The organism is Rhizobium sp. CC1099, assembly GCF_029714385.1.
In the GTDB taxonomy this organism is placed as follows: Bacteria; Pseudomonadota; Alphaproteobacteria; order Rhizobiales; family Rhizobiaceae; genus Rhizobium.
In genome coordinates this window covers 297,386-322,504 of the sequence record NZ_CP121642.1, presented here as the reverse complement: position 1 = coordinate 322,504, position 25,119 = coordinate 297,386, and the positions used below count along the sequence as shown (strand labels likewise).

Below are 25,119 nucleotides of genomic sequence, written 5' to 3'. Positions count from 1 at the left end.
AGATTGTCGCGCACAACAGCGAAATAGATGGATGCGTCATCTTCAGTCCCCATCGGTTTGCTCGAAGATGAGCCAGGCGGTGCCCTTTTCTGCGATTCGTGTCCTGCGAGCGTCTTGAACCCGCTCTGCCTGCCGTTTGGTGTAAGGCCCCATTGGCTGAGTCCTTTGTTTGCCGCAGCGGATCTGGCAGTACCACTTATTGTCGTTCGAGAAGATATCGACCGAGGTAGATGTCTCGTGAGGCTCATGCTTGGCGATCTCGTCCGATAAACTTAATTAGCCTCGAGTAGTGCTTGGCGGGTGCAACTTGCACGCCAGAACCGAGATTGTGAAGTAAGCTCGACATAGTTCCGCTCCATTTCCATCACTGCGGCGGTGCGAACCGTTTGCGCCTGTGCATCGTCAGCGGGCCGCCATTTCACGCTCCATCGCCACCTCGATCATCAGATTGTCGATGTCACGGGAAATCGAAGCGGCAGCCAATAATTGTCCGTCACGCTTGAAGCGCAGCAGACAGTCCCTGCCAGCGATGTCCCCTTCGACCGTGATCTTATCCCATCGTTCGGCGTGGCCGACATAATTGATCCTGACGTCGTAGTGCTGGCTCCAGAAGAACGGCACGGCTGCGAACTTTTCATTCTGACCGAGCATATTAAGCGCCGCGGTTTGCCCCTGCCTCTCGGCGACCACCCAATGTTCGACGCAAATGTCCTCTCCGCTATGGGGATCGGGCCATCGCGCAATGTCACCGGCCGCGAAAATTCCAGGGGCGCTGGTTTGCAAAAAGCTATTCACGACGACACCGCGATCAACAGTCAGCCCTGCCATTTCCGCGAGGCTGGTCCGCGGTCGTACGCCGATGCCGGCGACAATGAGATCAGTGGTTAGCGTTTTGCCGCTGCGAAGTACCACCTCGTTGCCATTGATATTGCTCGCGATGTCCTCCATGTGAAAAACGACGCCGTTCTTCTCGTGAAGGGCCCGGATAAAATCGCCCATCTGTGGACCCATAACCCGCCCCAGTGGCTGCTTGTGGGGTGCAACGACTTGGACGTCCATTCCGCGAGAGCGCAGGGCGGCGGCGACCTCGAGGCCGATAAAACTGGCGCCAAGCACGACGACGCGCTTGGCAGTCTTGGCCTGCTCAATTATGGCCCGACAATCGGCAAGCGAGCGTAGCGTATGAACATGGGGCTGGTCGGCGCCTGGAATGGTCAGGTGAACGGGTTCTGCACCGGTCGCAAGTAGCAATCTGTCATAGGGAATCGAGCCTCCGCCAGCGAGGATGACCTCACGGGTGTGCGGATCGATGCGAACCGCTTGCGTACCGAGACGGAGGTCAATCTGGTTTTTCGAATAGTAGCCCTCTCCCCGCAGTGGGACCCAGTCCTCCGGCGCCTTACCGGACAGGTAGTCCTTTGAAAGGTTCGGTCGGTCGACAGGTGGCGCTTCGTCGTCGCTGAGCATGACAATGCTCCCAGGATACTGCTCGCGCCGCAGCCTCTCGGCCGCGGCAAAGCCGGCCGCACCGCCGCCGACGATGACGATCTTCCCCGGCATTGCTTCCGCAGACGGCTCGCGTGTTGTTGGTTCTGCACGCTTGCGCTTTCCGACTACGAAGATCTTGCCGTCGCGTTGCTCCACCGACCAGCATGCCAGCGGCCTGAAAGCCGGTGCGCGCAGAGCCTCGCCAGTCCTCAAGTCGAAACATGCGTGATGCCAAGGGCAGCGAACGGTGTCGCCGGAGACCAGACCGTCGACGAGGGGACCGTTGTAGTGCGTACAATGTGCGTCCACGGCGAATATCTGCGGCCCGCGACGCATGAGCAGCACCTGCGCATCGCCGCAATGGCCGACAAGCTTACTGCCGTCGGGAAGATCGGCAAGTCCGATACCTCGCACCAAATCCGGCCCAGTTGTGTTTGTCTGCTTAGGAGTCATTCGTCTTCTCCTTGGCTTTAGAGGTCTCCTCGGCGGCGCGAAGGGCGAACTCTGTTTCGCGGTGCCTTTGATCTCAATGTTGCGGCTGCCGGTCGCCATCTCTGCCCGGCAGCTTGTTGTCATTGGACGCGTTAAGCAAACGAATTTAATAGCTTGTTGCGTGCAATTTTGTTGCTGGATGTTTCGTTCAAGCACCGATCAGCAAGTTTACAGAATCGCCTTGTGGCCCCGCGGTGAAGAAGACCGATGCGGCAATTGACTATTGGGCCAAGGAACTGGCGCCAAGCACTCACTTGCGGAAATGGTTCGGACACGACCGAGCCGGTTGGGAGGAATTTCGCAGCCGATATTCCACGGAGATCCGGGAGCATCGCGAGGAATTCGATCGATTGCGCGACCTGGCGCTGAAAGGTCCCGTCACGCTTGCTTACGGAGCGAACGACGCGATCCACAACGATGCCGTCGTACTCGGGGAGATCTTGCTGGCGCATCGATAAAAACCGCCTGTCGATAGCGCGATTGTTTCCGACGACTGGCGTGGATGTCGGTGGCGGCCACGCGATATGGGTTGTGCCGGTCGCGCAACTGGCTCGTCCGAAACTACCGCCGCGGCGATAGACGAAGTATCTGCTGCCAACCGCGCCAAGCGTCGTGAGGAGGTCGCCCTCGCTCTCTTCTCTGATCGACATGGTTTGTCCTGTCGTGCTGCGTGTCAATGCTGCGCGGGCTTGAAGACGAGTTCAGGCCAAGACAACTGACGCTGTGCAGCACGGAGCGCTTGGAATTACTAAAGCTTACCGGGCGACCAGTATTTAGCAAACGAATTTGATTGACATTTGAGCGCAACGTTTATGCTATTCTTCAATGGACATTGAACTCGCCCGTACGTTCTTGGAAATAGTTTCAACGGGAAGTTTTATTCGCGCGGCTGAACGCTTGAATGTTGCCCAGACCACCGTCAGCGCGCGTATTCGCAACCTCGAGCAACTGCTTGGCCGACCGCTCTTCGTTCGGAATAAAGGCGGAGCGTCTCTCACGCCGGCTGGCGAGCAGTTCCTGCGCCACGCACCGGCGTTCGTCCAGTTATGGCAGCGCACTCGTCAACAGGTCGCCGTGCAAAAGCCTGGCACATCGGCCCACGACACAGCCTGGCTGAGGTCCCGGTGGGTCAGAAGGAAACCGTAGACGTCGTCTCTCCTCCCGGAACAAGCGGTCAACCATCTGCCACGGCCATGTTTCAATTCATTCCTCGTGCCTCGACGAAACTTCCCCGCGGTTCTTTTCGCACATAGAATCCGTTCGGAATTGTCTCCTGCACCAATGGCACGTGAGAAATCAGCCCCACCACGCGCCTCTGACCTACGAGATTGGTAAGTACCTGCAGGACCTGATCGAGCGAGCCGGACTCATTTTGGGTATCGAGGCTGCCGAAGCCCTCGTCGATGAAAATGGTGTCGAGCCGCACCTGCCCGCTCACGCTCTCGACGATATCAGAAAGACCAAGCGCCAAGGCCAAGGCGGCCATGAACGTCTCTCCACCTGACAGTGTCGACGTGGGACGTGCCTTACCGGTGTGTACATCAAACACCCGGATACCAAGGCCGCGGCGCGAGCGGCCTGCTCCACCTTCGATTTCACGTTCGAGGCTGAAGCGACCGCCGCTCATAGGACCAAGCCGTCGGTTTGCTGCGACCAGCACCTGGTCGAACATCGCACCGATCGCATAGGTCTCAAGGTCCAACCGCAACGGATTTTCAGCGTTGAACAGGGCCGCAAGCGTTCGGAGCGAGGCCGTCTCTGTTTCGATCTCGTCGAGCCGCTTCAGTTGACCGGCGATATCGAGCTGAAGCTTCTCGAGTTGCCGTAGCCGCGCCTGCGCCTGGGCACGCGCCGTCTTAGCAAGATCGAGCATCTCGTCTGCCGTGTCATAAGCCTCTTGCAAAGTACGGGTATCTGGCCGTTCGCGGCCCTCCACCGCGCGTCTCGAAGTCTCTTCGTTGCTATGCGCTATCGCCAATGCATTGCGGTAATCTGCGATCTCCTGAGCATCAGCCTCGATCGCGCCGACCAGTTGCTTGAAGCCGTTGAATTGAGGTTCAGTCAAGCCGCTCTTCGCGAGACGGGCCTGGAACTCCGCTTGCGCCTTATCTCGGCGAACAATTGCATTCTCATACGCCTGCCTGGCCGCGTCTGCTGCTGTATTGGCAATGATCGCGGCTTCACGGGATCGGCGTGCAGCATCCTCCGCAACTCTTGCCGCATCCATTCGAACTGCGAGCTGGCGTTCATGTTCGGAAACCACAGCAGTCAGAGCGTCCGGCGTCCGCAGTTCCTGGGGAACCGTCGCGATCGCCTGCTCGAACCTATCACGCGCGAGCGCTTCATTGGTTTTCGATCTCTCGAACTCCGTGCGGAGGCCGTCGCGCTCCTGTTCCGTTGAGCCAATCTCGGTCGCTAATGTGGTCAGTGCGGCCTCAGCCTCAACGAGATCGATCGCCGGACCGAGCTCTTCGATCTTCCGGCCCAAGCCGGCAATCGCGGTGCGGAGATCGGCGGCCGGCTGTTCAGGCTTAGGGAGTGCGCCCAGTCTTTCCTGGCGTTCCTGCCATTTCGCTTGCGCGGAAGCGAAAAGGCGAGAAGCGTCCTGCTCGGACCTTTGCGCTTCCTCCCATTGGGCCTTCGCATCTCTAAACGACTGATCGAGACCGGCGTGCTCGGCCCTGCCGACAGCGGGCAGAGGGTGCTCGGTCGACCCGCAGACAGGGCAGGCCCCGCCCGCTGCAAGCTTGGCAGCCAAATGAATAGCTTGGGCCTCAGCAAGGGCGGCCTCTGCAGCGTCAAAGCGCGACCGCGCGGCCTGTGTCCACTGGACCGCCTCTTCGTTCTCCGCTTTCAACGCCTGCATTTCGACGCGCGCCCTGTCGGCGACGTCGAGAGCAGCCTGATGGAGCTCGGCTGTTTTAAGCTCATGTTCAACGAGCAATCGCTGATGGACTAGCCGCTGGCGCGCGGCATCATTCTCCCGAGTGGATCCGAGTGCCCGCTCCTTTTCGAGTTTCCGGCCACGCATTTCCTCGATACGCGCCTCGACGCGATCGAAAGCCTTCTTCGCCTGCTGAACGGCCTTTAAGGCTGCATCCGCCTTTTGGGCATAAAGGCTTGCATCGGAAAGGGTCAGTTGATGGCGTCCAAGCGTACCGACCGCTTGCCGCAGGGCCTCAACTTCTCCCGATCTTTCCCGTTCCTCTTCGTGCATTCTGGCGGCGGCTCCAGCTTTTTCCGCCGCTGCGTTGTTTGCCTCCGCGGCCGCCCTCATTGTTTCCTCAGCTTCGAGACTTTCCGTCTCGGCACCTTTCGCATGGCGTTCGACGTCCAGGAGCGCTTGGGCACGCTTGGCATTGTCGATGCGCTCCTGCAGTTCACGGATATGCTCAACCTTCCCTATGAGGGCTTCGACATCCGACCTGGCTTTCTCGGCGGCTCGAAACTGGTCCTCGAGCTGACGGGCGGCAGCAAGTGCCGTCCGTGAAGCATCGAACGTCTGTGCGGCCGCCATCTCCTTCAGGGTTTCCTCGTCATGGACGACTTGCGCCTCGTCAATACCGGCCGCAAGTGCGTCGGGACTCTCAAAACCCTCGGCCGAAAGTCGCCCTGCGCACACTTCACGTTCTTGCCGAACCCGCCGCTCAGCTGCCGCCGCATCCTCCTTGAACTTTGCCGCCATGCGCCGATACATGGAAACATCAAAGAGTTCCCGCAGGATCTCGAGCCGCTTATCGGTCTTTGCCGCCATGAACGTCTCGAACTTACCCTGTGGCAACAGCACGATCTGCCGGAATTGTTCAGCACCGTAGCCGAGGAGCTGGACTACAGCCTCTTTGACTGGACCGGTCTTCTTTTCCGCAATGACCTGGCCGGGGTTCGCGTCGGTTATGTCCTCGAGTGAAAGTCCGGTCGCGTCAAAAAGCCAGGCTTCATGGATATCCCTGGTCTCACCGTCACCACGCTGTTTGGGCCGGGTCTGCTCCGGCCGTCGGCGCAGAACATAGCGCTTGTCAGCGATATCGAATACGAACTCGACTTCGGTCGGAACGCCGGGATCAGCATGATCGGAGCGAAGCGACGCCGTCTCTTGTTCAGCTTTAGCCGCCTCCCCGAACAGCGCGAAGGTCATGGCACTGAAGATCGATGACTTGCCGGACCCTGTCGGCCCGTAGATGCCGAAAAGGCCCGAGGCAATTGCGTCACGGAAGTCCACCACGACCCTGCCGGCATAAGGACCGAATGCCTGCATCGTCAGTCTGACCGGCCTCATACCTCCGCCTCCACGCTTCGAAGATCAGACAGGGCAGACCCGATCAACGCCAGCTCCGCGTCGACCGGGTCTTCGCTGCGAACCTGCATCAGGAACTCCCGAATGACCTTTGCCGGATCATGCAGAGGGGCTTGCACCTTGATTTCGGACATGATGTCGAGCGCACGCTCATCTCGTGCATAAGTCAGCTGACAAGCATTCGGGTATAGCTCGCGAAGACGCTTCATCGGATCGATCAGCGGCGCATCATCCGTCAGCACTGCCTTGATGAAATCGGTCGATGGTTCCCCGTGCAGCAGGTCAGCGAACTTGCCGCGCAAGACCCTAACGCCCCGCGTAGGCGCGAATGGGAGTGCCGTGATCGCTACCCTGCCCTGTTCATCGAGATCGACGAGGCTCATCGACTTTACGCTTCCAGCCTCGTCAAAACCGAAAGCCAGCGGAGCACCGGCATAGCGGATGTGCGGCATCCCAACCGAATGCGGCAGATGCAGGTGACCAAGCGCCACGTAGTGGGCGCCATCGAACATGTCGTGGCGAACCGTCTCAATGCCACCGACCCGTGCCAGAGGCCGCTCTCCTTCACTGGAACTGCCGCCCTCTACAAAGGCGTGGGCAACCACGACCCAGCGCGCTCCTTCCGGAACATGCCGCCGCGCCGCAGTGACCTGAGCCCGAATGACATGTTCGGGCATTGCGATCGTCTCATCGCCGAAGCAGTCACGTGCGGCGAATTCGTAGCCGTATGGCAGGGCGGAAATGGCAACCGGACCAGCTGCGTCATGCAGGATCAGAGGTGTTTCGTCCGCCAAGAGCGGTCCGCGGATCAATGCTCGCCGTACGTCCGTCAGGACTGACATGGCGCCGATCCTGTCACCAGAATCATGATTGCCGGCAATCATGACCACGGCCGCTTCCGTCTCTCGCGCCACTCGGCCGAGAAAGGCATTGAATTGCCGCACCGAGGTTGCGGGAGGAGATGCGCGATCGAAAATGTCGCCGGCGATTATGAAGACATCGGGTCGGTGCGTGTTTATCGCTTGCAGGATCTGGTCGAGGATCGCCGCATGGTCATCCTCAAGCGACATGCCATGGAACTGACGCCCGAGATGCAAGTCCGCAGTGTGAAGCAGTCGCATGAGTAGACCCGTCTATTTTTTACATGTATAATTTTTAGATGGACAGTCGCTCGCGAGTCAAGCTACTTTTCCCGTTATGGAATTCGACGACCTCAAACATGCTCAGCGCGAGCGACTGATCTTTCTCGATCAGTGTCTTACGTGGCGCGGCATGGCCAACCGGCGCGATCTGATCGACCGCTTTGACATCTCTACCGCTCAGGCAGCTCTCGACTTCCGCCTTTATCTTGAGCGTGCCAGGCATACGCCTCCCACCTACGATCCTGTGCGGAAGTCATATCTGGCAGCCCTCGACCATAAGCCTCTTGTCCCTTCCACGTTGAACGAGGCTTTTGCGGCCGTGCTGGCTGAAAGCAACCTGCCCCTCTCTGTAGCCCTACCCCAGCCGGAACGTCGCGCTGATGCTTCTGTGGTGTCGCGTCTTTATCAAGCGATGAGGAACAGGTGGGCGATTCACATCCAGTATACGTCGATGACGTCTGGTGCCGATGCCGGACAATGGATTGTCCCCACACATTTCGTGTCAGATGGCGAAAAGGTTCACGTGAGAGCCTTCAGCTTCAAGCATGAGGCGTATCGAACCTATCTGCCCATTCGCGTCAGCACCGGAAGTAGTTTTGAGACGCGTGCGCTGTCAGAGCAGTTACCCGACGACAAGGATTGGAACATGCGCGCAAGGATATGGCTCGGGCCAAAAACTGGCCTCACACCGGAGCAGGCGGCCGTCGTGCGGACTGAATACGGCTTCGAAGGTGAATTGCTCTGCGTCGAGACACGAAAAGCTCTCGAATTCTTTCTCGACCGTCGATGGGGTCTGGACCAGGAAGACGCCCGACTCGAGCGGGTGAGGACGGAGTACGATGACGACCTGGAGAAGACGACCGGGCGCCGGTCAGTCACAATCGGCTGACCGACTGGATGCGACCGAACGACCGCATAGGTCGTCGCGCTCAAGCGCTGTGTTCATTTATTTAGCACGTTGCGGCCTTTCGAGCAGGCGCCTCGATCGGCACTTATGCATTCTCGAGCATTTGAGGCAGCGCAGGCCGACCGGTCCGCGGTATTCGCGGGAGCGACAAGTTGATCTCGGTTACATCCTCGGCGGCCAGGAAGCTAGGATCATGTCAGCCTCTGTCGGGATCGATCATGTCCAGGAGGCGGGAAACTGCATCCTCGCCTGCCACTGGCTCGCTGCCGGCCATCACCGCGACGGAAAAGCCGATGAGCGAGGAAACGGGGTTATGGGTCGTGGCGCCGGCCCGCAGGTTCATCACCAACGTCGGGCAGAGGAAAAGGCCCAGCCGGATGACCCGGCGCCAGTCGGCCGGAAGCATGCCCCGCGCCTTCAGTTCGCCAAGCAGGGGACGCCAAAGAGCTTCGGCCTTTACGTCCAGAAGGGAGCGTCGGACCGGGCTCGGCTCGAAATCGGTCGTGACCCGCAGCAGATCGCCGTCAAGCACCACGCTGGCCTTGTGGTGCTCGGCCGCCATGGCAGGATCATAGAGCCACAGCGGATGGGCGAGGATGTTGTGGAAGGTCGTCTTCACCTCGGCGAGCAGCGTTGGAATGTTCTCGCCGGCGAATGCGGGGTCGAAGAAGGACAAGCGCGCCTCGCCGTCGCGCTCCTCGTACCAGACATTCGCGTTATGGGCGTCGCCATGTGCAGTCACCCCGCCCGCATCAGCCAGCCGCGACGGGTCGAGCCGCTCGTGCGCTGCATGGAAGAGCGCACCGATGCTGTCCCGATATTCGATGCCGTTGACCGAAATGCGGCAGCGTGAAAACGTCTCCCAGTCGAGCGTCAAGTCGGGAAAGACGAAGTCCTTGCCGACATAGAAGCTCGCCATGCGCCCGCCCGGATAGGTGCCGGCGGGCGGATCAATCAGCCGCTCGGAGAACAGCCGGTGGATCGGCTCGGCCGCAACCTCATCGGCGCTCACCGGATGTAGCGTGTCGAGATAGACCTTCAAGACGGCTTCGTTCAGCCTGCGTTCGGCGTCCACAGCCCTTTTCCGCGCCGCGGCATCATCCTTCAGGTCCAGCGTCCGCAGCACATCGGAGAAGCGCGGATCGGTCCGCCGGCGATAGACGAGGATCTGTTCACCCGGAAGCGCCGACATCAGCAGAGGCTGGTCCACCGGCAAGCCAGCCCGAGCCAGGATGTCGGCGCGGTAATATTCGCCGCTCATGGCCTCCTCGCCCTCTTCCTGGTGGAACTTGAAGAAGAATGCACCATCGGCGGTCTCGAAGAAGCCGTTGAGCGAATTGAGGCTGTACTGATCGTTATTGATCACGACATTCTTCGGCTCGATCTCGAAAAGGTCGCGCAGCAGTTCGGCCAGCAATCGTTCCGCCTTGTCGTCCCCGGCTTTGGCTATCTTCCTGATTTCCGCGGTGCGGCTCATGGTCTGGCTCATGACATTCTTTCCGGATGGATCGGCGGTCACTTGCCGCCGTGCAGATAGCGGCTGCCGAGCGAATAGCGGCTGCCTACATAGGTGAACGTGTTGACGGTAGCGACGACCGGCCCGGTCCAGGTCTTGCGATGCAGAACCAGGCAGCAGTCGGCGGGACGAATGTGCAGCAGGCGCCCCTGATTCTCGCCGGCCGGCAGGGCACTGATGAGGTGCTCCACCTCGGTCAGCGGGGTGGCGTTCTGCAGGTAGTCATAGGTGGCGAGGGTGCTGAAATCCTGGTCGATATAGCCGGAAACGAGGTCGGGATTGACATAGCGTTCCTCGAGTTGGACCGGTAGATCGTTCTCGAAATGGATCACGACCGAATGGTCGACGGGTTTCACGGTTTCGAACTCGAAGGCGAGCAGAAGCTCGGCTTCCGGTCGTTCGATACGCTCGAGCACGACCACCTCGGCCCGGTGCCGGCTGCCGCGCGCCTTGATCTCGGTGATGATGTTGCTGATCTCGATCAGCGTCGATTGCGGCCTGGGCGGAGCGATGAAGGTGCCGACGCCCTGGATGCGGCGCAGATGCCCCTCGGAGGTGAGTTCGCGCAGCGCCCGGTGGACGGTCATGCGGGAGACGCCCAGCGTCGAGACGAGTTCGTTCTCCGACGGAAGGCGGCTGTTGCGGGCCCATTTGCCGCTGCCAATATTGCCGAGGACAAATGCCTTCACCTTCTCGTAAAGCGGCGATGCGGAATCTGAAAGTGCATTCATGGTTCACTGCCTCCACCGCCGCCTTGACAGGCTGGCATCCGGAATCATGTGACGGACCGGACTAGCCCGCCACCTCGATGATCGTCTTCAAGGCCTTGCTCTCGCCCCGCAACAGCTGTTCGTAAGCCTCGGGCACGTCGTCGAGCGCCGGCAGCACCTCGATGAAGCGTTGAAGCGCGGGCGCGAGCTCGACGAGCAGCCCGACGGCCTCGGGCAGCTCGCCGGCGAAGGCATGGCTGCCGATGAGCGATATCTCCCGCTCGACTAGGATGTTCGGGTCGAAGTCGAGCTTGCCGTGGCCGATGCCGACGAGCGCAAGCGCTCCACCGCTCGACATGATGTCAAGCGCCAGTTCAATCGCCTGGATACTGCCGGTGGCATCGAGGGCATGACGCAGCCGTCCGCCGGAAAGTGCTGCTTCGATCTCCGCCTTGTCAAGAGAAACGACCGTGCCGCCGGTCACCTCGGCAACGAGAGCCGACCTTTCAGCATTGAGATCGGCCAGCAGCAGCGGGCCGTCATGCAGCCGGCAGAGAAGAAGGGCGCTCAACCCGCCGATCGTGCCGCAACCGATCACGAGAACCGGTTCCCCGGCCGGGACGGCGAGACGACGCACGGCGTGCAGCGCTACTGCCAGCGGCTCGGCCATGGCGGCGATATGCGGCGAAAGCTGCGGATCGTGACGGACGACCAGCCGGGCTGGTAGTTGCACCGCCTCGGCAAAGCCGCCGTCGCAGACCTCGCCCACGAAGCCCAGCGTCTCGCAGACGTTGCTGCGCCCGCTCATACAGGCTGGGCAGGTGCCGCACCACATGCGCGAATCCGCGGAGACGACATCCCCAACCGCAACATGGTTGACGCCTTCTCCGACAGCCGTCACGCGGCCGCAGAATTCATGCCCCGCCGTGGAGGGACGACGCGAGATCCACTGACCGGTGCGGTAGTTGTGAAGGTCGGAGCCGCAAATACCGGCGGCCCTGATCCGGAGATTGACGAAGCCCGGTGGCGGGGCCGATGGCTCGGCCACTTCCTCCACCCGCAGGACTTTGGCATCGTAAAGCCGCACGGCCTTCATGTTCAGGCGCCCTTCTTCAGGTAAGCATCGCGCACCGGCGAGACGGCCAGAGCGTGCGAAGAGAAGCCCTCGTAGATTGCCAGATTGTGCGAGTGCCGGGCAAATTCCGGATAGGCGGATGCCGTTACAAAGCCGACGGAGCTACGCTTGACGAAATCCGCAACCGACAGCGGGCCGAAGGTGCGCGCCCAGCGGCTGGTTGGCAGCACGGCATTTGGGCCGAGGGAGAAATTGGCGATGCTGACCGGCGTATGGGTGCCCATCAGGATTTCGGAAGCCTCGGTGATATGGCCGAGATGGATAAATGGCTCTTCCGACAGAAGCTCCAGATGCTCCGGTGCATAGGCGTTGACGAACTCGTAGCTCTCCTCGATCGAGGAGGTGAGCACCACGCCGCCCGTCTTGCCGGTGAGCACGGCCTTGGAGAAAGCGACGCGCTGCTCGGTCATCTTCGTCCAGTGCTCGGGAAGCGCTGCGAGCGCCTCGTCGGCGACGCGGCGGCTGTGGGTGACGAGATAGGCCGACGAATCCGCGCCGTGTTCCGCCTCAATCAAAAGGTCGAGTGCGGCAAGTCCACCATGGACCGTATCGTCGGCAAGGATCATCACCTCGGACGGGCCGGCCGGAAGGCCGGTATCGATGACGCCGGAGAGCGAGCGCTTGGCAGCGACAACCCAAGGGCTGCCGGGGCCGACGATCTTCAGCGCCGGCTTGACGGTTTCGGTTCCGTAGGCAACCGCCGCTACGGCCTGGGCACCGCCGACCTTGTAGACTGTCTCGACGCCGGCAAGTCGTGCTGCAACGAGGGTTGCGCCATCGACGGAGCCGTCCGGCGCCGGTGGTGTGACGATGGCGAGGTTCGGGACGCCTGCAACCGCGGCCGGAACCGAAGTCATCATCGTCACCGACGGGAACGAACCCTTGCCACGCGGCACGTAGAGCGCGACCGACTGGATGGGCGTAAAGCGGTCGCCGGCAAAGGCTCCGGGACGGATTTCCTTCAGCCACATGGCTTCCGGCTTCTGCTCCTCATGGAACTTGCGGATATTGTCGATGCCGAACTTTATGGACTCGATGACGCTCGCATCGACCAGCTTGAAGGCCGCATCGAACTCCGCCTCGGTGACTTTGAGATTGGCCTCGGTGATATCTGCCTTGTCGAATTCGCGGCCGAACCGGGCAAGCGCCTTGTCACCCTCTGTGCGCACGGCTTCGAGGATCGGCGCGACCCTTTCGACGAAGCTCGAGATGTCGGTTTCCGAGCGGCGCAGCAGCGCCGCCTTTTCCTCGGCGTTTAGCTTGGAATAATCGTAGAAAGACACGTTGGTCATCGTCTTGTCCTTGATGTCTGGCCCGCCGCGGGGCCGAAGAGGTCATTTCGATTTGAGGAAGATGTCGAGACCGACCAAGCGGTCGAGCAACGCGATCGCAAGTCCGGCGCAGGCGATGAACACCACCGAGATGGCAGCCAAATCGGGCGTGATGATCGAGCGGATGGAATTGTAGATCTGCACCGGCAGCGTCACACTTCGGGCATCGACGAGCAGCAGGCTGACCAAGAACTCGTTGAGCGCGAGGATGAACATCAGCAGCGACCCGGTGATCACGCCCGGCAGCACTGCTGGAAGGGTAATGTAAAGGAAGCGCTGCAGCGGCGGGGCCCCGCAATTGGCCGCTGCCAGCTCGAGATCCGGCGACAGGTTGCTGGCACTCGCCGTTACGGCCCAGATCATGAAGGGCAGGTTGATGACGCAGCACGCGATACCCACCGGCCACAGCCTGCCTAGTGCGTTCATCTGACCGAAGACGAGCATCATGCCGATGCCGGAGCCGATCAGCGGAATGGTGAAGGGCAGCAGTAGGTAGATCTGGATGGAGCGAGCAAACTGTACCTTGTACTTGGCGAGTGCGATGCCGGCGAGCGTGCCGACGGGGATGGCGGTCACCGTGCAGATCGCGGCGACGATCAGGGAACGCAGGAAGGCCTGCCGGAGATCGCTCGCTTGCGCGATTGCGCCATACCATTTCAGCGACAATCCGTCCGGTGGGAAGGTGATGATGTTTCCGGCCGTGAAGGAGGCCCCGAGCACCACAATAGTGGGCGCTGAAAGCATGACGAGCGCAGTTGCGACGAATGCCCAGATGACGATGAACTTGCTTCGGCTGCCGGTCATTTGCGGTCTCCCCCGATGGCGAGCGTGCCCGCGCCGAAGAGCATGAACACGACGCCGACGAGGATGGAGCCCACCGCGACAAGCATAAGCGACAGCGTCGCCCCTAGACCCTGGTCGGAGGTGCGGAAGAACTGGTCGTAGATCGCGTTGGCGATGAAGTCCTGCGTGCCGCCGCCGAGGATGGCGGGAATGGCAAAATCGGTGAGCGAGAGCGTGACGACCACGAGCCCCGCGCCGACGAGCCCTGGCCGGGAGAGCGGCAGGACGATATGGCGGAAGGTGCGAACCCAGTCGGCGCCGAGGGAGGCCGCCGCCGCCTCGAGCTCACTCGGGATCGCGGTCAGAGCAGGCGCCAGCATCAGGACGGCGAAGGGCAGCATGTATTGCACAAGGCCGAACAGAACTGCAGGGTAGTTGTAGAGCAGTCGCATAGGCGGCACACCGACGAGACCGAGCGCCTCGTTGACCATTCCCTGGTTGCCGAGAATGATGAGCCAGCCATAGGCGCGCACCACCTGGCCGATGAAGAAGGGCAAGAAGAGCGCCACGAGTAGGAACCTGCGAAGCGCCGACGACGGCGTGCGCACCATCAGGTAGGCGTATGGGAAGGCGAACAGCAGCGTGATTGCCGTGACAATCACCGCGCCCATGAGGCTGCGACCGGCCACCGTCGCGAAGAATTTCTCCGTCAGAACGCGCTGGTAGTTGGCGAGCGTGTAGTTCTCCGACATTAGGAAGGTATTGGTATCGAGTGTTCTCAGGCTCGTGTCGCCGATCTGGACGAGACCGAGCACGAGCAGCCCCACGAGCACAACCGCCGGCATCAACAAGAGATAAGGCAGGCCTCGCCGGAAACTCGATGGCCAGACGATGGCCGCAAGGCGTTCAAGCACATCCATGACGCGCCATGTCAGGGGATATGCGGCACGGGGAGCTCGCATGATACCGATCCTGTTTCACGAAAGAAGGAGTGCCCGCCGCCAGAGGGGACGCGGCGGGCAGACAAGGCTTCAGCCCTGCATGATTTCCTTGAATTTGGCGAACCACTGGCTCTCGTTCTCGACCTGCACCTTGGACGAGATGCGGATCAGGTGCTTGAAGTCCTCTTCCTTGGTCGGATAGGACGGATCGCCAACGAGATCGGCCGGCGGATTGACGCCGGGGACGACGCCTGGCAGACCGAGACCGTCGAGCCAGATCTGCTGGGCTTCCTTGGTCAGGGCGTGGTTGATGTACTGCTTGGCCCAGTAAAGCTCGTTCTCCGGCAGGCCTTTTGGGATCCACAGGCCGTCAGTATCGAACTTGGCGCCTTCCTCCGGCACGACCCACGCGATCTCGATGCCGTTTTTCTTGGCTTCGCGAGCGTTGGTCGAGATGGTGCAGGCGGCGTCGATCTCGCCCTTCTGGAACCAGGTGGTGAAATCGGGGTCCTCGCCGAGCAGCGGCTGCTGTTCCTTGATCTTGGAAATGAAGTCCCAGGCCGGCTGCATGTTGCCCGGAATGTCCTCGAGCTTGCCGCCGCCGGCAACCTGGGCCGGGAAGTGGAAGCCGATGCCGTCATTGTAGAGCGCGATGCGACCCTTGAGTTTGGGATCAAGCAGGTCCTTCCAGGACTTCGGCGCACCGTTCGGGAAGGCAGACGGGCGATAGGCGAGCACGTAGACATAGCCGTATGTGTTGACGATCGGATAGCCCTCGAGACCGACCGGCTTGGCAAGATCGGTAGCGTTCTTGAGGTTCGGCAAGTCCGACAGGTCCTCGGTCACTCCGCGCAGCGCCGACTTGGTCGCGTTCGTCGTCGTGTCCCAGTTGATGTGGATCGGCGGGACACGCTTCTGGGCAACAGCGGCCCAGACCTTTGGCTGGATCTCGTTGTCCTCGGTCAGGTCGTGGCGAACGGCGATGCCGGTCATCTTGGTGAAGCTGTCGGACACGCCGGCCTTGAGCGCATCGACCCAGCTGCCACCCCAGGCGCGAACGATGATTTCGGCCGGCTTTTCCGGCTCCTGGGCAAAGGCTCGGCTGACGCCGAGCGTCGAGAGGCCGGCCGAGGCGCCGGCTGCGGCCATGGACGCAAGCAGCGTCCGGCGGCGGATCTGCGCGGACAGGAACTTTTCATGCGACATTACACATTCTCCTCTGGCTAGACCTTCTCGGGGTCATTTTTGAAAGACATGCATATCTCTGGCATTCCAGCCGAGACGAACCTCTTCGCCAGGACCGAATTGCAAGTGGGATTCGCGATCGTGGTCGAAGACGCGCATCAGCACGCCGGCCAGCCCCGGAACCCGAATTTCGTAGACGACGCGCTCGCCTTCAAAGATGCAGTCGACCACTTGGCCGTCCACCACCGTTTCGAGACCGTCGAGGCTCCCGCTCTTTTGTGCGATGCGGATCTGCTCGGCACGAATGGCAGCGGCACAGGGCAAACCTGCCGCAAGCGCGGCATCGGCAACCACGCCGGCAAGACGCAGGCCGTTCGCCTCGAACACGACGCGTGAAGAAGTCAGATCGACGACCTTGCCGTCGACGAAATTGGTGACACCGATGAAGTTGGCGACGAAGGCATTGCATGGCGCGCGATAAGCGTCGACTGGACGGGCCTTCTGCTGGATCTCGCCGCCGCTCATGACGATGACCTCGTCGGACACCACCAGGGCCTCGCGCTGGTCATGGGTGACATTGATCGTCGTCACCCCGAGTTCCTTCTGGATGCGGCGGAACTCGAGCTGCATCTCCTCGCGCAGCTTGCGGTCGAGCGCGGCAAGCGGTTCATCAAGCAGGAGCAGGTCCGGCTCGAACACCAGGGCGCGGGCGATGGCGACACGCTGCTGCTGGCCGCCGGACAACTCATTGATGCGCCTGCTGCCATAGCCGCCCAGTCGGACGAGATCGAGATAGCGCTCCACCTTTTCCGGGATCGTGCGCGCATCATGGCGGCGCATCTTGAGCGGAAAGGCGACGTTTTCGGCCGCCGTCATGTGCGGGAAGAGTGCGAGCTTTTGGAACACCATGCCGATCGCGCGCCTGTGTGGCGGCACGGCACTGACCGGCTGGCCGTTGATGAAGATCTCGCCGCTGGTTGGCCGGTCGAAACCGGCGATCATGCGCAGAAGAGTCGTCTTGCCGGAACCGGACGGACCGAGAATGGTCAAGAACCGTCCCTTTGGCAGGTCGAAGACGGCATTTCTGACGGCATGGACATCACCGAAGACCATGCCGACATCCTTGACGGAAACAGCGATCTGACCGGTTGATTCAGCCGGACGGAGTTCGGCAGCAACAACGCCCATGACATTCCCCTGTCTTGCTCCGTTCGACGAACGGGGCCGACGCGAAGCTTCATTCTACCGTCCCGGTCGACAGGCAACCGACCGAGTTTTGCGTTAAGTTGTCTATACATATTTGTACAAGTACCGTCAATCAAGTTTGCGTATTTTTGCGCCATAATGTCGCCTGACCAATATTTGTGCAGCTGCGAAAAAGCACGCTCAACTCCACCGACAGTCTTGTCGTCCGCAAACAGAAAGGCAAGCACGCCCGACGAGTGTCCGGGAGGGATTGCACCATCGGACGAACCATCGTGCGACGCTTGGCGCCCCATCTCAGATCGAGGCGAGATAGCCGCCGTCGACTGGAATGCAGTGGCCGGTGACGTAAGCCGCAGCATCACTGCAAAGGAAGACCGCGACGCCGCCGATGTCGCTCTCCTTGCCAAAACGGCGCTGCGGGATCTTGGCCAGCATGCGCGACTGCCAGTCCTCGTTCTCGTAGAAGACCTCGGTCATGGCCGTGCGAAAATAGCCGGGCGCAATGGCGTTGACACGGATGTTGTGCGCTGCCCATTCGGTGGCCAGCGCCCGCGTCACGCCGAGAAGGCCGGACTTCGAGGCGCCATAGGGTGCTGCCGTCGGAATTCCGACATAGGAGGTCAACGAGCAGAGATTGACGATAGCTCCACCGCCGGCCTCCGCCATGATCCGGCCGGCCGCCTGGGCGCAGAAGAAGGCCCCCTTCAAATTGGTCGACAGGATCGATTCCCAAAGCGCCTCGTCCACCTCGAAGGACTGCCGAACATTCTCGAACCCGGCATTGTTGACGAGAATGTCGAGGCCGCCCAGCGCCTCAGCCGCCGCTCTCGTGACGCTTCTGCACGCCTCGACGTCGCGCACGTCCTGGGCAAGCGCCACCGAGCGCCTGCCGGACTTCTCGATCAGCTCCCGGGTTTCGGCGAGCCCCTCGACCGCCCGCGCTGTGATCGCCACATCCGCACCGGCCTCAGCCAATGCAATCGCGATTGCCTGACCTATGCCGCGGCTTGCTCCGGTGACGAGGGCGCGGCGGCCAGAAAGATCAAAATTCGGGTGGGTCATGATGGCTCCTTGTTCTCGTTCCCGACGACATGTCCATACATTATGCAGATCATGAATCCCGACTTATGGATGTCGCGTAGCAAACGCACCCATGGAGACTGTAAATGGCGAACCCTTCAAGCCCTATCCTTGAGGAAATTCGCTCGATCTCTCCTTACAATGCCGGACTGACGTGCGGGCGAAATACCACGTCGGCGACATTGCAAAGCTTGGCTCTAACGAGAACCTCACCGGCCTCGTCAGCGAATATCGACGATGTCATCGCGCGCGTCATATGGCAAACCCGCATGAGTCACTTCAGCCGTCGCGCCGAGGATTGCAAGTCCAGGACCGGTCATCCTGATCAGCCTCAGGGCCTTCTCCAAACGGATGCGGACATAGGCCTTGCGATGCAGGAAGGCAGGATCGATCAAAGAGTGTCCTGGCGAGCGGAGGAATGTCTCTGCGAAGGCTCCGTGGATTTCCTGCGCCACGTAGAGCACACCGTATGATCCGTCTGGCGCATTGAAGCGGCCAAGGACGGACCGATCGAAATAGATAGGATCATATGCGGTTGTGTAGAACCGATGGAGATCGGTTCCGTCCGGAAGCGTTATCAGCTCAGGGTGGCGCGAATGCAGATCGCTCGGCGGAAGCGGTGGCGTCACGCACCTTGCTCGCCATATCGGCGCGCCGCTTCCACAACGAGGGGAATATCGCCGATCTTCAAGACGTCGATCGGCTTGCGGCCGCCGAGCCGCGCGTCAGGCCGCGCGAGGAAATTCAGGATCACCCAAGCGTTCTTAGTGGGTAATGCCCGGCGAACCTCCTTCAGGCCTGAGACAATCGAGCCATCGCGGTTGAACTGCAGCGTCGGATAGGCGCGCCGATTGCTCGGCCCGGGGACCGCCAGCAGGCTGCCGTCATTGACCCGCTTGTCGACCGCCTGACGAGAGACGCCTTGCATCAAGGTCCGGACCTGATCGAGGTCATAGGCGCCGCCGGCCTCCTCCAGGTCCTTCAGGGCGATCCTCACGCCCTCGACCAATGCAAGACTGCGCGCATCGGGCTCGAACGCGGCTTGATTGATCACCGCCTTCTTTCCCGCGGGGCTTCCTGAGGTCACGACTTGGGTAGCGTTCTTGACGCGTTTGCCGAGTGTTTCGCTGATCTTTTGCGTCGTCTCTGGCCTCGACGAAACGACGGCGACCTCAGCGCCTTCTGGCAATTTGAATCCGGCGAGCGCCTTCATCGGATCGCCCTTGACGACAAACACGGCCATGCTGACCGGCCCGTTTGCCGGCCGGCTGAAAGGAACCGGTTTGAGTGCTTGATTGAAGCTTCTGTGCCATTGGGTTGATCTCCTGAACAAGGGAAAGGCTCTTGAGGCAACTCTGTCAACTTTGACAACTTCAGCAAGCAAGGTGCAGTCCCATGCGAACGCTGTCTCGCCCGACCCTGCAAGATGCTGCAGATGCCGGGCAGTTCCTGGCGATCACCTGCTAGTACTGCAAAAAAACGTCGCACTTCTTGGCGTTTTGACGCCACAAGAGACAGCAAATATGTTGCCTCAACAATTCTCGATCATGTGAATATGGATTGACGTGGTAAGGCAAGCAGGTGGGTCGTCCTTGCGACCGAAATGGGCAGCCAGTGCTTCAACTGCCGCTCGCACTTCAAGCGCCGGATCCTGATCGATGATGGCATCAATCAGGCCCTCGCGCATCAATTGGCGGCGTTCGTCAGTCAATTCATGCGTGATGAAGACGATTTCATTCCTTCTCCCGAGAGCATTCATCGCGCTGACCACCGAGCGCGCTCCCGCGGAAGCGTTGTAAATGCCTCGAATGCGAGGGTTGCCTTTCAAGGCATTAAAGACGAGGTCACCTGCCTTTTCCCCACGCTCCATACTCTCGAGGACCTCTGCTACCTTGCACTGGGGATAGCGCTCGCGCAAAACCGCGCGAAAACCCATCTCGCGCTCCTCGTGGCCAATCATGCTGAGCATGCCGGAGATGACGACGATCTCACCCCCTTGCTCGCCAAGCAGGCGCCCCATCAAATCGCCTGCGACACGGCCTGCCTTCCTGTTGTCTGGTCCAACATAAGCGTATCTTTCGGCATCACGAATATCGGTCGCCAGAGTGATGACAGGCTTTCCGTTCCGACCGTATGCCCTTAGGGCGGCTGCGATGTCCTCGTTCTGAGGGCTGACGATGACCAGTGCATCACAGCGCGAGGAGAGTGCATTTACGAGGGTCACCGTCGCCGCCGGCCGCGTTGGATCGATGTGGTGGACTTGAAACTGAAGATTATACTGGAGGAAATCCCTATTTGCGGCTTCAAAACTGTCCTGCACCGCAGCGTGAAACGGATTGGCGCGTGACTGAAGCAACACGGCGATGCGAAGGGTGCGTGCGGCTCGCTGATTTAGCGCCCGGTCGATCTTAAGCTTGCGCGCATATTCGAGCACGCGACGTTCCTTGTCCTCGCTTACTCCGCCGCGGTTGTTGAGAACTCGATCGACCGTGGAAAGCGATACCCCTGCCGCAGCAGCCAGATCCCGCGCCGTCGGTTTTGCCATCGCCCGATCCCTGTTTGAAGAAATCTCTTCAAAATTGACGTTCTCCTTCAGTAGCACTCGGCTAATCTGCAGGCAACGGGATGGAGGCGGAAACGGCGCCCGGGCAAGAATGGGAGGCAATCAATGACAAATCTCGCTGTCTTCGGCGCGGGTCGTATCGGGCATGTGCATGCGTTGAATGCCGCCAGCTTGCCTTCGGTGCGAGTAAAGTACCTCGTCGACCCGGTCGCAAGCGAGCAGCGGGCCGGCCTTGCGGCAAGGATCGGGGCGAACATCGTCTCGGCCGATACCGTGTTTTCCGACGCGTCGGTCGACGGGATCGTCATTGCCAGCTCGACCGATACGCATGCCGGGCTGCTCCTTCAGGCGGCCCGCGCCGGCAAAGCGATCTTCTGCGAGAAGCCGGTCAGCCTCGATTTCGTAACGGTGGAGGCCGTCACCAGCGCTGTCGAGACCTCCGGCGTTGTCTGCCTTCTGGCATTCCAGCGCCGCTATGATCCCGATTTCCGCTTCGTGCGCGAGCGGATCGTCAGCGGCGAGGCGGGTGCCCTTGAGCACATCGTCATGCACACCCGCGATCCCGCGCCGCCGTCGCGCGCTTATGTCGAGCGCTCCGGCGGCATGTTCCGCGACCAGGCCATCCATGATTTCGACATGGCTCGCTATCTGCTCGGCGAGGACATTGCCACCGTCTACGCCGTCGGCAACTGTCTCATCGATGCGGAGATCGGCGCAGCCGGCGACATCGATACGGCGATGGTGACGCTGACCTCCGTCTCCGGCCGGTTCGCGCAGATGGTCAACTGCCGCCGCGCGCCGTTCGGCTATGATCAACGGCTGGAAGTGCTGTGCTCGAAGGAGGTGCTCTATGTGGAAAACCGGCCGCAGCGTGGAGTGACCATCGCCGATGTCGACGGCTTTCGCGCCTCCGCCCCGACGAACTACTTCATCGAGCGCTTCGCCGATGCCTATCGCAATGAGATGGCGGCCTTTGTCTCCCTGATCGAAACAGGAGGCCGGCCGCTTGCCGGCATCCGGGACGGACTGGAGGCGCAGCGTATCGCCGAGGCGGCACTTGTCTCCATGCAGAGTGGCATGCCCGTCCGCATCGGGCCGGACTGGCGACCTTAGCGCCTTCACTTTCATCCAGGAGGACATCATGACGAAAGAGAAATTGGCGGCGCTGCCGGACGGGGTACGCCTTGCTGTAAGCCCGCTTTCCTGGGCCAATGACGTGCTCGAGGATCTCGGCGCTGATATAGCGGTCGAGACCTGCCTGGACGATGCCGCCCGTGCCGGCTACCAAGGCGTCGAGCTCGGGCGTAAGCTGCCGCGCAGCCGCGAGGCGCTGGCGCCGCTCCTGGAAAGCCGTGGCCTTGCGCTCGCCTCAGGCTGGCATTCCGGAGAGCTTGCCGAGCGCGGTGTCGAGGCGGAGATGGCCGCGGTTGCCACCCACGCCGAACTCCTGCGCGCCATGGGGTCAACGGTGCTGGTCTATGGCGAGGTGGCGATGATGGCGCCCGGTGCGCCGCTTGATGCGCCGATGTCGGCACGGTGCGTGATGCCGAAGGAGGACATCGCCGCCTATGCGGCCCGGCTCACCGACTTCAGCGCAAGGCTGGCCGGAGAATACGGGCTGACGCTGGCCTATCACCATCACCTCATGATGGTGGCGGAAACATTTGACGAGGTCTCTGCCCTGTTCGACAAGGCGGGATCGGCCGCCGGACTGCTGCTCGACACCGGCCATGCCGCCGCAGGCGGCTTCGACTACACCCGGCTGATCGAGCGCTTCGGCGACCGCATCGTCCATATTCACCTGAAGGACGTGCGCGGGCCGGTCATCGCCGAGGTCCGTGCCGGCGACCTCAGCTTCAATGCCGGCGTGCGCAGGGGTATGTTCACTGTGCCCGGCGGCGGAATCGTCGACTTCGCCCCGCTTGCAGCCTTTGTTCGGCAAAGCGGCTATCAGGGCTGGCTGGTGGTCGAGGCGGAGCAGGACCCGGCGCTTGCACCGCCGCTGCCGGCCGTCACCGCGGCCTTCCGCCACATCCTCGACACTTTTGCTGCCTGAGCAGCTTCATCGGGAGAAAATTTATGGGCAAGACAATCCTTAACATCGGCCTGATCGGCTCCGGATTCATGGGTCAGGCCCATGCCGATGCCTATCGCCGCGCGGGCGTGCTCTACCGCGACCTGCCCGCCATTCCGCGCCTCTTTCTGCTGGCTGATGCCACCGAGGAGCTGGCGGCCGGGGCCGCTGCCCGCTACGGCTTCGAGAGGAGCACGGGCGACTGGCGCAAGCTGGTCGAGGACCCCGAGGTGGACGTCGTCGACATTACCTCGCCCAACGCCCTGCATCATGAGATGGCACTCGCCGCAATTGCGGCCGGCAAGCATGTCTATTGCGAAAAGCCCCTCTCCGTTACGCTGGCCCAAGCCGAGGAGATGGCCGCCGCCGCAAGGCGCAAGGGCGTCAAGACCATGGTCGCCTTCAACAATATCAAGACGCCCGCCGCCATGCTCGCCAAGCACTTGATCGACAGGGGCGACATCGGAGTGCCGATGCGGTTTCGGGGCTGGTTCGACCAGGGCTTCTTCAACGATCCGGACCTGCCGTTTTCCTGGCGCTGCACGCGCAAGGACGCCGGCTCCGGCGCGCTCGGCGACCTCGGCAGCCATGTGATCTCCGTCGCGCAGTATCTGATGGGCGACGTCGACAGTGTCATCGCGCAGACGCAGACCTTCTTTCCGACGCGGCCGGTTGCGCAAGGCGGCTCCGGCTACGGTGCAAAGGCCGGCAGCGACGCACCGCGCGCGGTGGTGGAAAACGAGGATCAGATCCAGACGCTCGTTCGCTTCAAAAGCGGCGCTGGCGGCACGATCGAAGCGTCGCGCGTGGCAGCGGGAAAGGTCTTCGGCATCTATTGGGAAGTGTCGGGCACGGAAGGCACGATCATCATGGACGGCGAGCGGTTCAACGAGCTGAAGATCGCGCGCTTCAACGATCCGAAGCCTGACCGCGGCTTCAAGACGATCTATGCCGGCAGTCAGGTTCCGCAGTTTTCCGCCTTTTTTGGCTTCGACTTCGCCGGCGGCGGCCTCGGCTACTTCGACGTCAAGGTCATCGAGGTGCGCGACCTGATCGAGGGCATCGTCGACGCGCCGGACTGCTTTCCGAACTTCGAGTTCGGCCTTGCCAACGAGCGCATCATCGACGCGATGGAACGGTCACTGGAGAAGAAGACCTGGCAGCGGATCGCCGGGTGAGCGACGGGCGCTCGCCGATCATGGGAGGATAAAAAGACATGTCGTTTCCGCAAACCCTGCCCGCCGCGCGGACCCTGTCCGCCATGGAAGCCCCGCCGCTTCGCTGGGGCATTCTCGGCTCCGGCTGGATCGCCACCAAGTTCACGGAATCGGTCAAGGCTCATACGCGGCAGGATATTGCCGCCGTCGGCTCGCGATCGCGGGCCGCGGCGGATGCATTTGCCGCGCAGTGGGGGATCGCACGGGCCTATGACAGCTACGAGGCGCTCGTCACCGCCGACGATCTTGATGTCATCTATGTAGCGACGCCGCACAATCTGCATCACGCACATGTGCTGCTGGCGATCGAGGCGGGGAACCATGTGCTCGTCGAGAAGCCTATGGCACTCAACTGCGCACAGGCCGAAGGCATGGTCGCAGCCGCCCGCCGCAAGGGGGTGTTCTTCGCGGAAGCACTGTGGACCTATTTCCTGCCGAAATTCGATGTGCTCCAACAGGTGCTGGATGCTGGAGCAATCGGAGACATCCTGTCTGTTTACACCGAGTACGGCGAATATCTGCCGCGCAATCACCGTATTTTCGACGCGCGCCTTGCCGGCGGACCGCTTCTCGACCTCGGCACCTATCCGGTCTCGCTGCTGGCAAAACTCCTTGGCGTGCCAAAGAAGGTCGTTGGCATCGGACAGGCCGATTCCGCCGGCGTCAACGGGCAGCTGTCGGTCGTTCTCGCCAACGCCAGTGGGGCGCTCGGCACGATGTCGACCACGCTCTACGGCTTCACCCCGACGAACGCTGCCATCGTCGGTACCAGTGGGTCGATCCGGTTCAACACGGAATTCCACCTGCCTGGCTCCTTCGAAGTCTGGTCATTGGATGGATCCGCCCGGCTCCAATATGACGAGCCCAGGGGCGCGCATTTCGAGGGCCTCTACCATGAAGCTGCGGCCGTCGCATGGGCGATTTCGGAAGGACAACTGGAAAGCGTCTGCCGGCCGCTGGAGGCATCGCTTGCCACGATGGCAACACTCGACGCGATCCGGAATGCTATCGGTATAAGCTTCACCGAAGCGGGGCTGACCGAATAAACCTCGAAG

At 61.3% G+C, this 25,119-nt stretch carries 21 protein-coding genes and 2 pseudogenes; 8 read left to right on the top strand and 15 right to left on the bottom strand.

Annotation, left to right across the window (positions count from 1 at the left end):
• Positions 1-402: 402 nt before the first annotated feature.
• A complete protein-coding gene (locus tag QA644_RS22725; protein WP_283073443.1) occupies positions 403-1,941 on the bottom strand; it encodes an FAD-dependent oxidoreductase in 1,539 nt (512 codons plus the stop codon).
• A gap of 233 nt (positions 1,942-2,174) precedes the next feature.
• Between QA644_RS22725 and QA644_RS22720 the strand changes: the two genes are divergently transcribed.
• Together QA644_RS22720 and QA644_RS22715 are read left to right on the top strand one after the other, a co-directional pair.
• Positions 2,175-2,438 (top strand): DUF488 family protein, encoded by a 264-nt coding sequence (locus tag QA644_RS22720; RefSeq protein WP_239601419.1) that lies wholly within the window; start codon positions 2,175-2,177, stop codon positions 2,436-2,438.
• A gap of 367 nt (positions 2,439-2,805) precedes the next feature.
• Positions 2,806-3,057, top strand: a pseudogene (locus tag QA644_RS22715) (LysR family transcriptional regulator); the annotation flags it as partial.
• A gap of 121 nt (positions 3,058-3,178) precedes the next feature.
• Here the strand turns inward: QA644_RS22715 and QA644_RS22710 are convergent.
• Both QA644_RS22710 and QA644_RS22705 read right to left on the bottom strand, forming a co-directional pair.
• Complete coding sequence (locus QA644_RS22710) at positions 3,179-6,256, bottom strand: AAA family ATPase (RefSeq protein ID WP_283073442.1); 3,078 nt, start codon at positions 6,254-6,256, stop codon at positions 3,179-3,181.
• Positions 6,253-7,395 (bottom strand): exonuclease SbcCD subunit D, encoded by a 1,143-nt coding sequence (locus QA644_RS22705; RefSeq protein ID WP_283073441.1) that lies wholly within the window; start codon positions 7,393-7,395, stop codon positions 6,253-6,255. The genes QA644_RS22710 and QA644_RS22705 overlap by 4 nt, the downstream gene beginning before the upstream one ends.
• Before the next feature lie 76 nt (positions 7,396-7,471).
• Between QA644_RS22705 and QA644_RS22700 the strand changes: the two genes are divergently transcribed.
• Positions 7,472-8,305 carry a hypothetical protein gene (locus tag QA644_RS22700; RefSeq protein ID WP_283073440.1) on the top strand — a complete coding sequence of 278 codons (834 nt, stop codon included), beginning with the start codon at positions 7,472-7,474 and terminating at the stop codon, positions 8,303-8,305.
• A gap of 214 nt (positions 8,306-8,519) precedes the next feature.
• Here the strand turns inward: QA644_RS22700 and QA644_RS22695 are convergent, their stop codons facing one another.
• The 9 genes from QA644_RS22695 to QA644_RS22655 form a co-directional block, all read right to left on the bottom strand.
• Complete coding sequence (locus QA644_RS22695) at positions 8,520-9,740, bottom strand: hypothetical protein (RefSeq protein ID WP_283073995.1); 1,221 nt, start codon at positions 9,738-9,740, stop codon at positions 8,520-8,522.
• Between the two features lie 98 nt (positions 9,741-9,838).
• Positions 9,839-10,570 carry a histidine utilization repressor gene (gene hutC / locus QA644_RS22690; protein ID WP_283073439.1) on the bottom strand — a complete coding sequence of 244 codons (732 nt, stop codon included), beginning with the start codon at positions 10,568-10,570 and terminating at the stop codon, positions 9,839-9,841.
• 61 nt (positions 10,571-10,631) lie between these two features.
• A complete protein-coding gene (locus QA644_RS22685) occupies positions 10,632-11,645 on the bottom strand; it encodes a zinc-binding dehydrogenase (RefSeq protein WP_283073438.1) in 1,014 nt (337 codons plus the stop codon).
• Positions 11,646-11,647: 2 nt separating this feature from the next.
• Positions 11,648-12,976: a histidinol dehydrogenase gene (gene hisD, locus QA644_RS22680; protein WP_283073437.1), complete on the bottom strand. Its 1,329-nt coding sequence runs from the start codon at positions 12,974-12,976 to the stop codon at positions 11,648-11,650.
• 42 nt (positions 12,977-13,018) lie between these two features.
• A complete protein-coding gene (locus QA644_RS22675) occupies positions 13,019-13,819 on the bottom strand; it encodes an ABC transporter permease (RefSeq protein WP_283073436.1) in 801 nt (266 codons plus the stop codon).
• A complete protein-coding gene (locus QA644_RS22670; protein WP_283073435.1) occupies positions 13,816-14,760 on the bottom strand; it encodes an ABC transporter permease in 945 nt (314 codons plus the stop codon). Before QA644_RS22670 ends, QA644_RS22675 begins: the two co-directional genes overlap by 4 nt.
• A gap of 69 nt (positions 14,761-14,829) precedes the next feature.
• Entirely contained in the window at positions 14,830-15,945 is a 1,116-nt protein-coding gene (locus tag QA644_RS22665) for a PotD/PotF family extracellular solute-binding protein (RefSeq protein ID WP_074071309.1), read from the bottom strand.
• 33 nt (positions 15,946-15,978) lie between these two features.
• Positions 15,979-17,112: an ABC transporter ATP-binding protein gene (locus tag QA644_RS22660; protein WP_283073434.1), complete on the bottom strand. Its 1,134-nt coding sequence runs from the start codon at positions 17,110-17,112 to the stop codon at positions 15,979-15,981.
• 312 nt (positions 17,113-17,424) lie between these two features.
• Positions 17,425-18,192 carry a glucose 1-dehydrogenase gene (locus QA644_RS22655; RefSeq protein ID WP_283073433.1) on the bottom strand — a complete coding sequence of 256 codons (768 nt, stop codon included), beginning with the start codon at positions 18,190-18,192 and terminating at the stop codon, positions 17,425-17,427.
• A gap of 104 nt (positions 18,193-18,296) precedes the next feature.
• Here QA644_RS22655 and QA644_RS35195 point away from each other — a divergent pair.
• A pseudogene (locus tag QA644_RS35195) lies at positions 18,297-18,418 on the top strand (histidinol-phosphate aminotransferase); the annotation flags it as partial.
• 13 nt (positions 18,419-18,431) lie between these two features.
• Here the strand turns inward: QA644_RS35195 and QA644_RS22650 are convergent.
• The 3 genes from QA644_RS22650 to QA644_RS22640 all read right to left on the bottom strand — a co-directional run bounded on the left by QA644_RS22650 (position 18,432) and on the right by QA644_RS22640 (position 20,755).
• A complete protein-coding gene (locus QA644_RS22650) occupies positions 18,432-18,839 on the bottom strand; it encodes an RES domain-containing protein (protein ID WP_283073432.1) in 408 nt (135 codons plus the stop codon).
• Positions 18,836-19,423, bottom strand: a complete 588-nt coding sequence (locus tag QA644_RS22645; RefSeq protein WP_283073431.1) for a hypothetical protein — start codon at positions 19,421-19,423, stop codon at positions 18,836-18,838. The genes QA644_RS22650 and QA644_RS22645 overlap by 4 nt, the downstream gene beginning before the upstream one ends.
• A gap of 318 nt (positions 19,424-19,741) precedes the next feature.
• On the bottom strand, positions 19,742-20,755 hold the full coding sequence (locus QA644_RS22640; RefSeq protein ID WP_283073430.1) for a LacI family DNA-binding transcriptional regulator: 1,014 nt from the start codon (positions 20,753-20,755) through the stop codon (positions 19,742-19,744).
• A gap of 123 nt (positions 20,756-20,878) precedes the next feature.
• Between QA644_RS22640 and iolG the strand changes: the two genes are divergently transcribed.
• The 4 genes from iolG to QA644_RS22620 are packed head-to-tail and all read left to right on the top strand — an operon-like array spanning position 20,879 to position 25,110.
• Positions 20,879-21,886 carry an inositol 2-dehydrogenase gene (gene iolG, locus QA644_RS22635; protein ID WP_283073429.1) on the top strand — a complete coding sequence of 336 codons (1,008 nt, stop codon included), beginning with the start codon at positions 20,879-20,881 and terminating at the stop codon, positions 21,884-21,886.
• Between the two features lie 28 nt (positions 21,887-21,914).
• Complete coding sequence (gene iolE / locus QA644_RS22630) at positions 21,915-22,829, top strand: myo-inosose-2 dehydratase (protein WP_283073428.1); 915 nt, start codon at positions 21,915-21,917, stop codon at positions 22,827-22,829.
• A gap of 23 nt (positions 22,830-22,852) precedes the next feature.
• A complete protein-coding gene (locus QA644_RS22625; protein WP_283073427.1) occupies positions 22,853-24,025 on the top strand; it encodes a Gfo/Idh/MocA family oxidoreductase in 1,173 nt (390 codons plus the stop codon).
• A 38-nt stretch (positions 24,026-24,063) separates the two neighbouring features.
• On the top strand, positions 24,064-25,110 hold the full coding sequence (locus QA644_RS22620; RefSeq protein ID WP_283073426.1) for a Gfo/Idh/MocA family oxidoreductase: 1,047 nt from the start codon (positions 24,064-24,066) through the stop codon (positions 25,108-25,110).
• Positions 25,111-25,119: the final 9 nt, after the last annotated feature.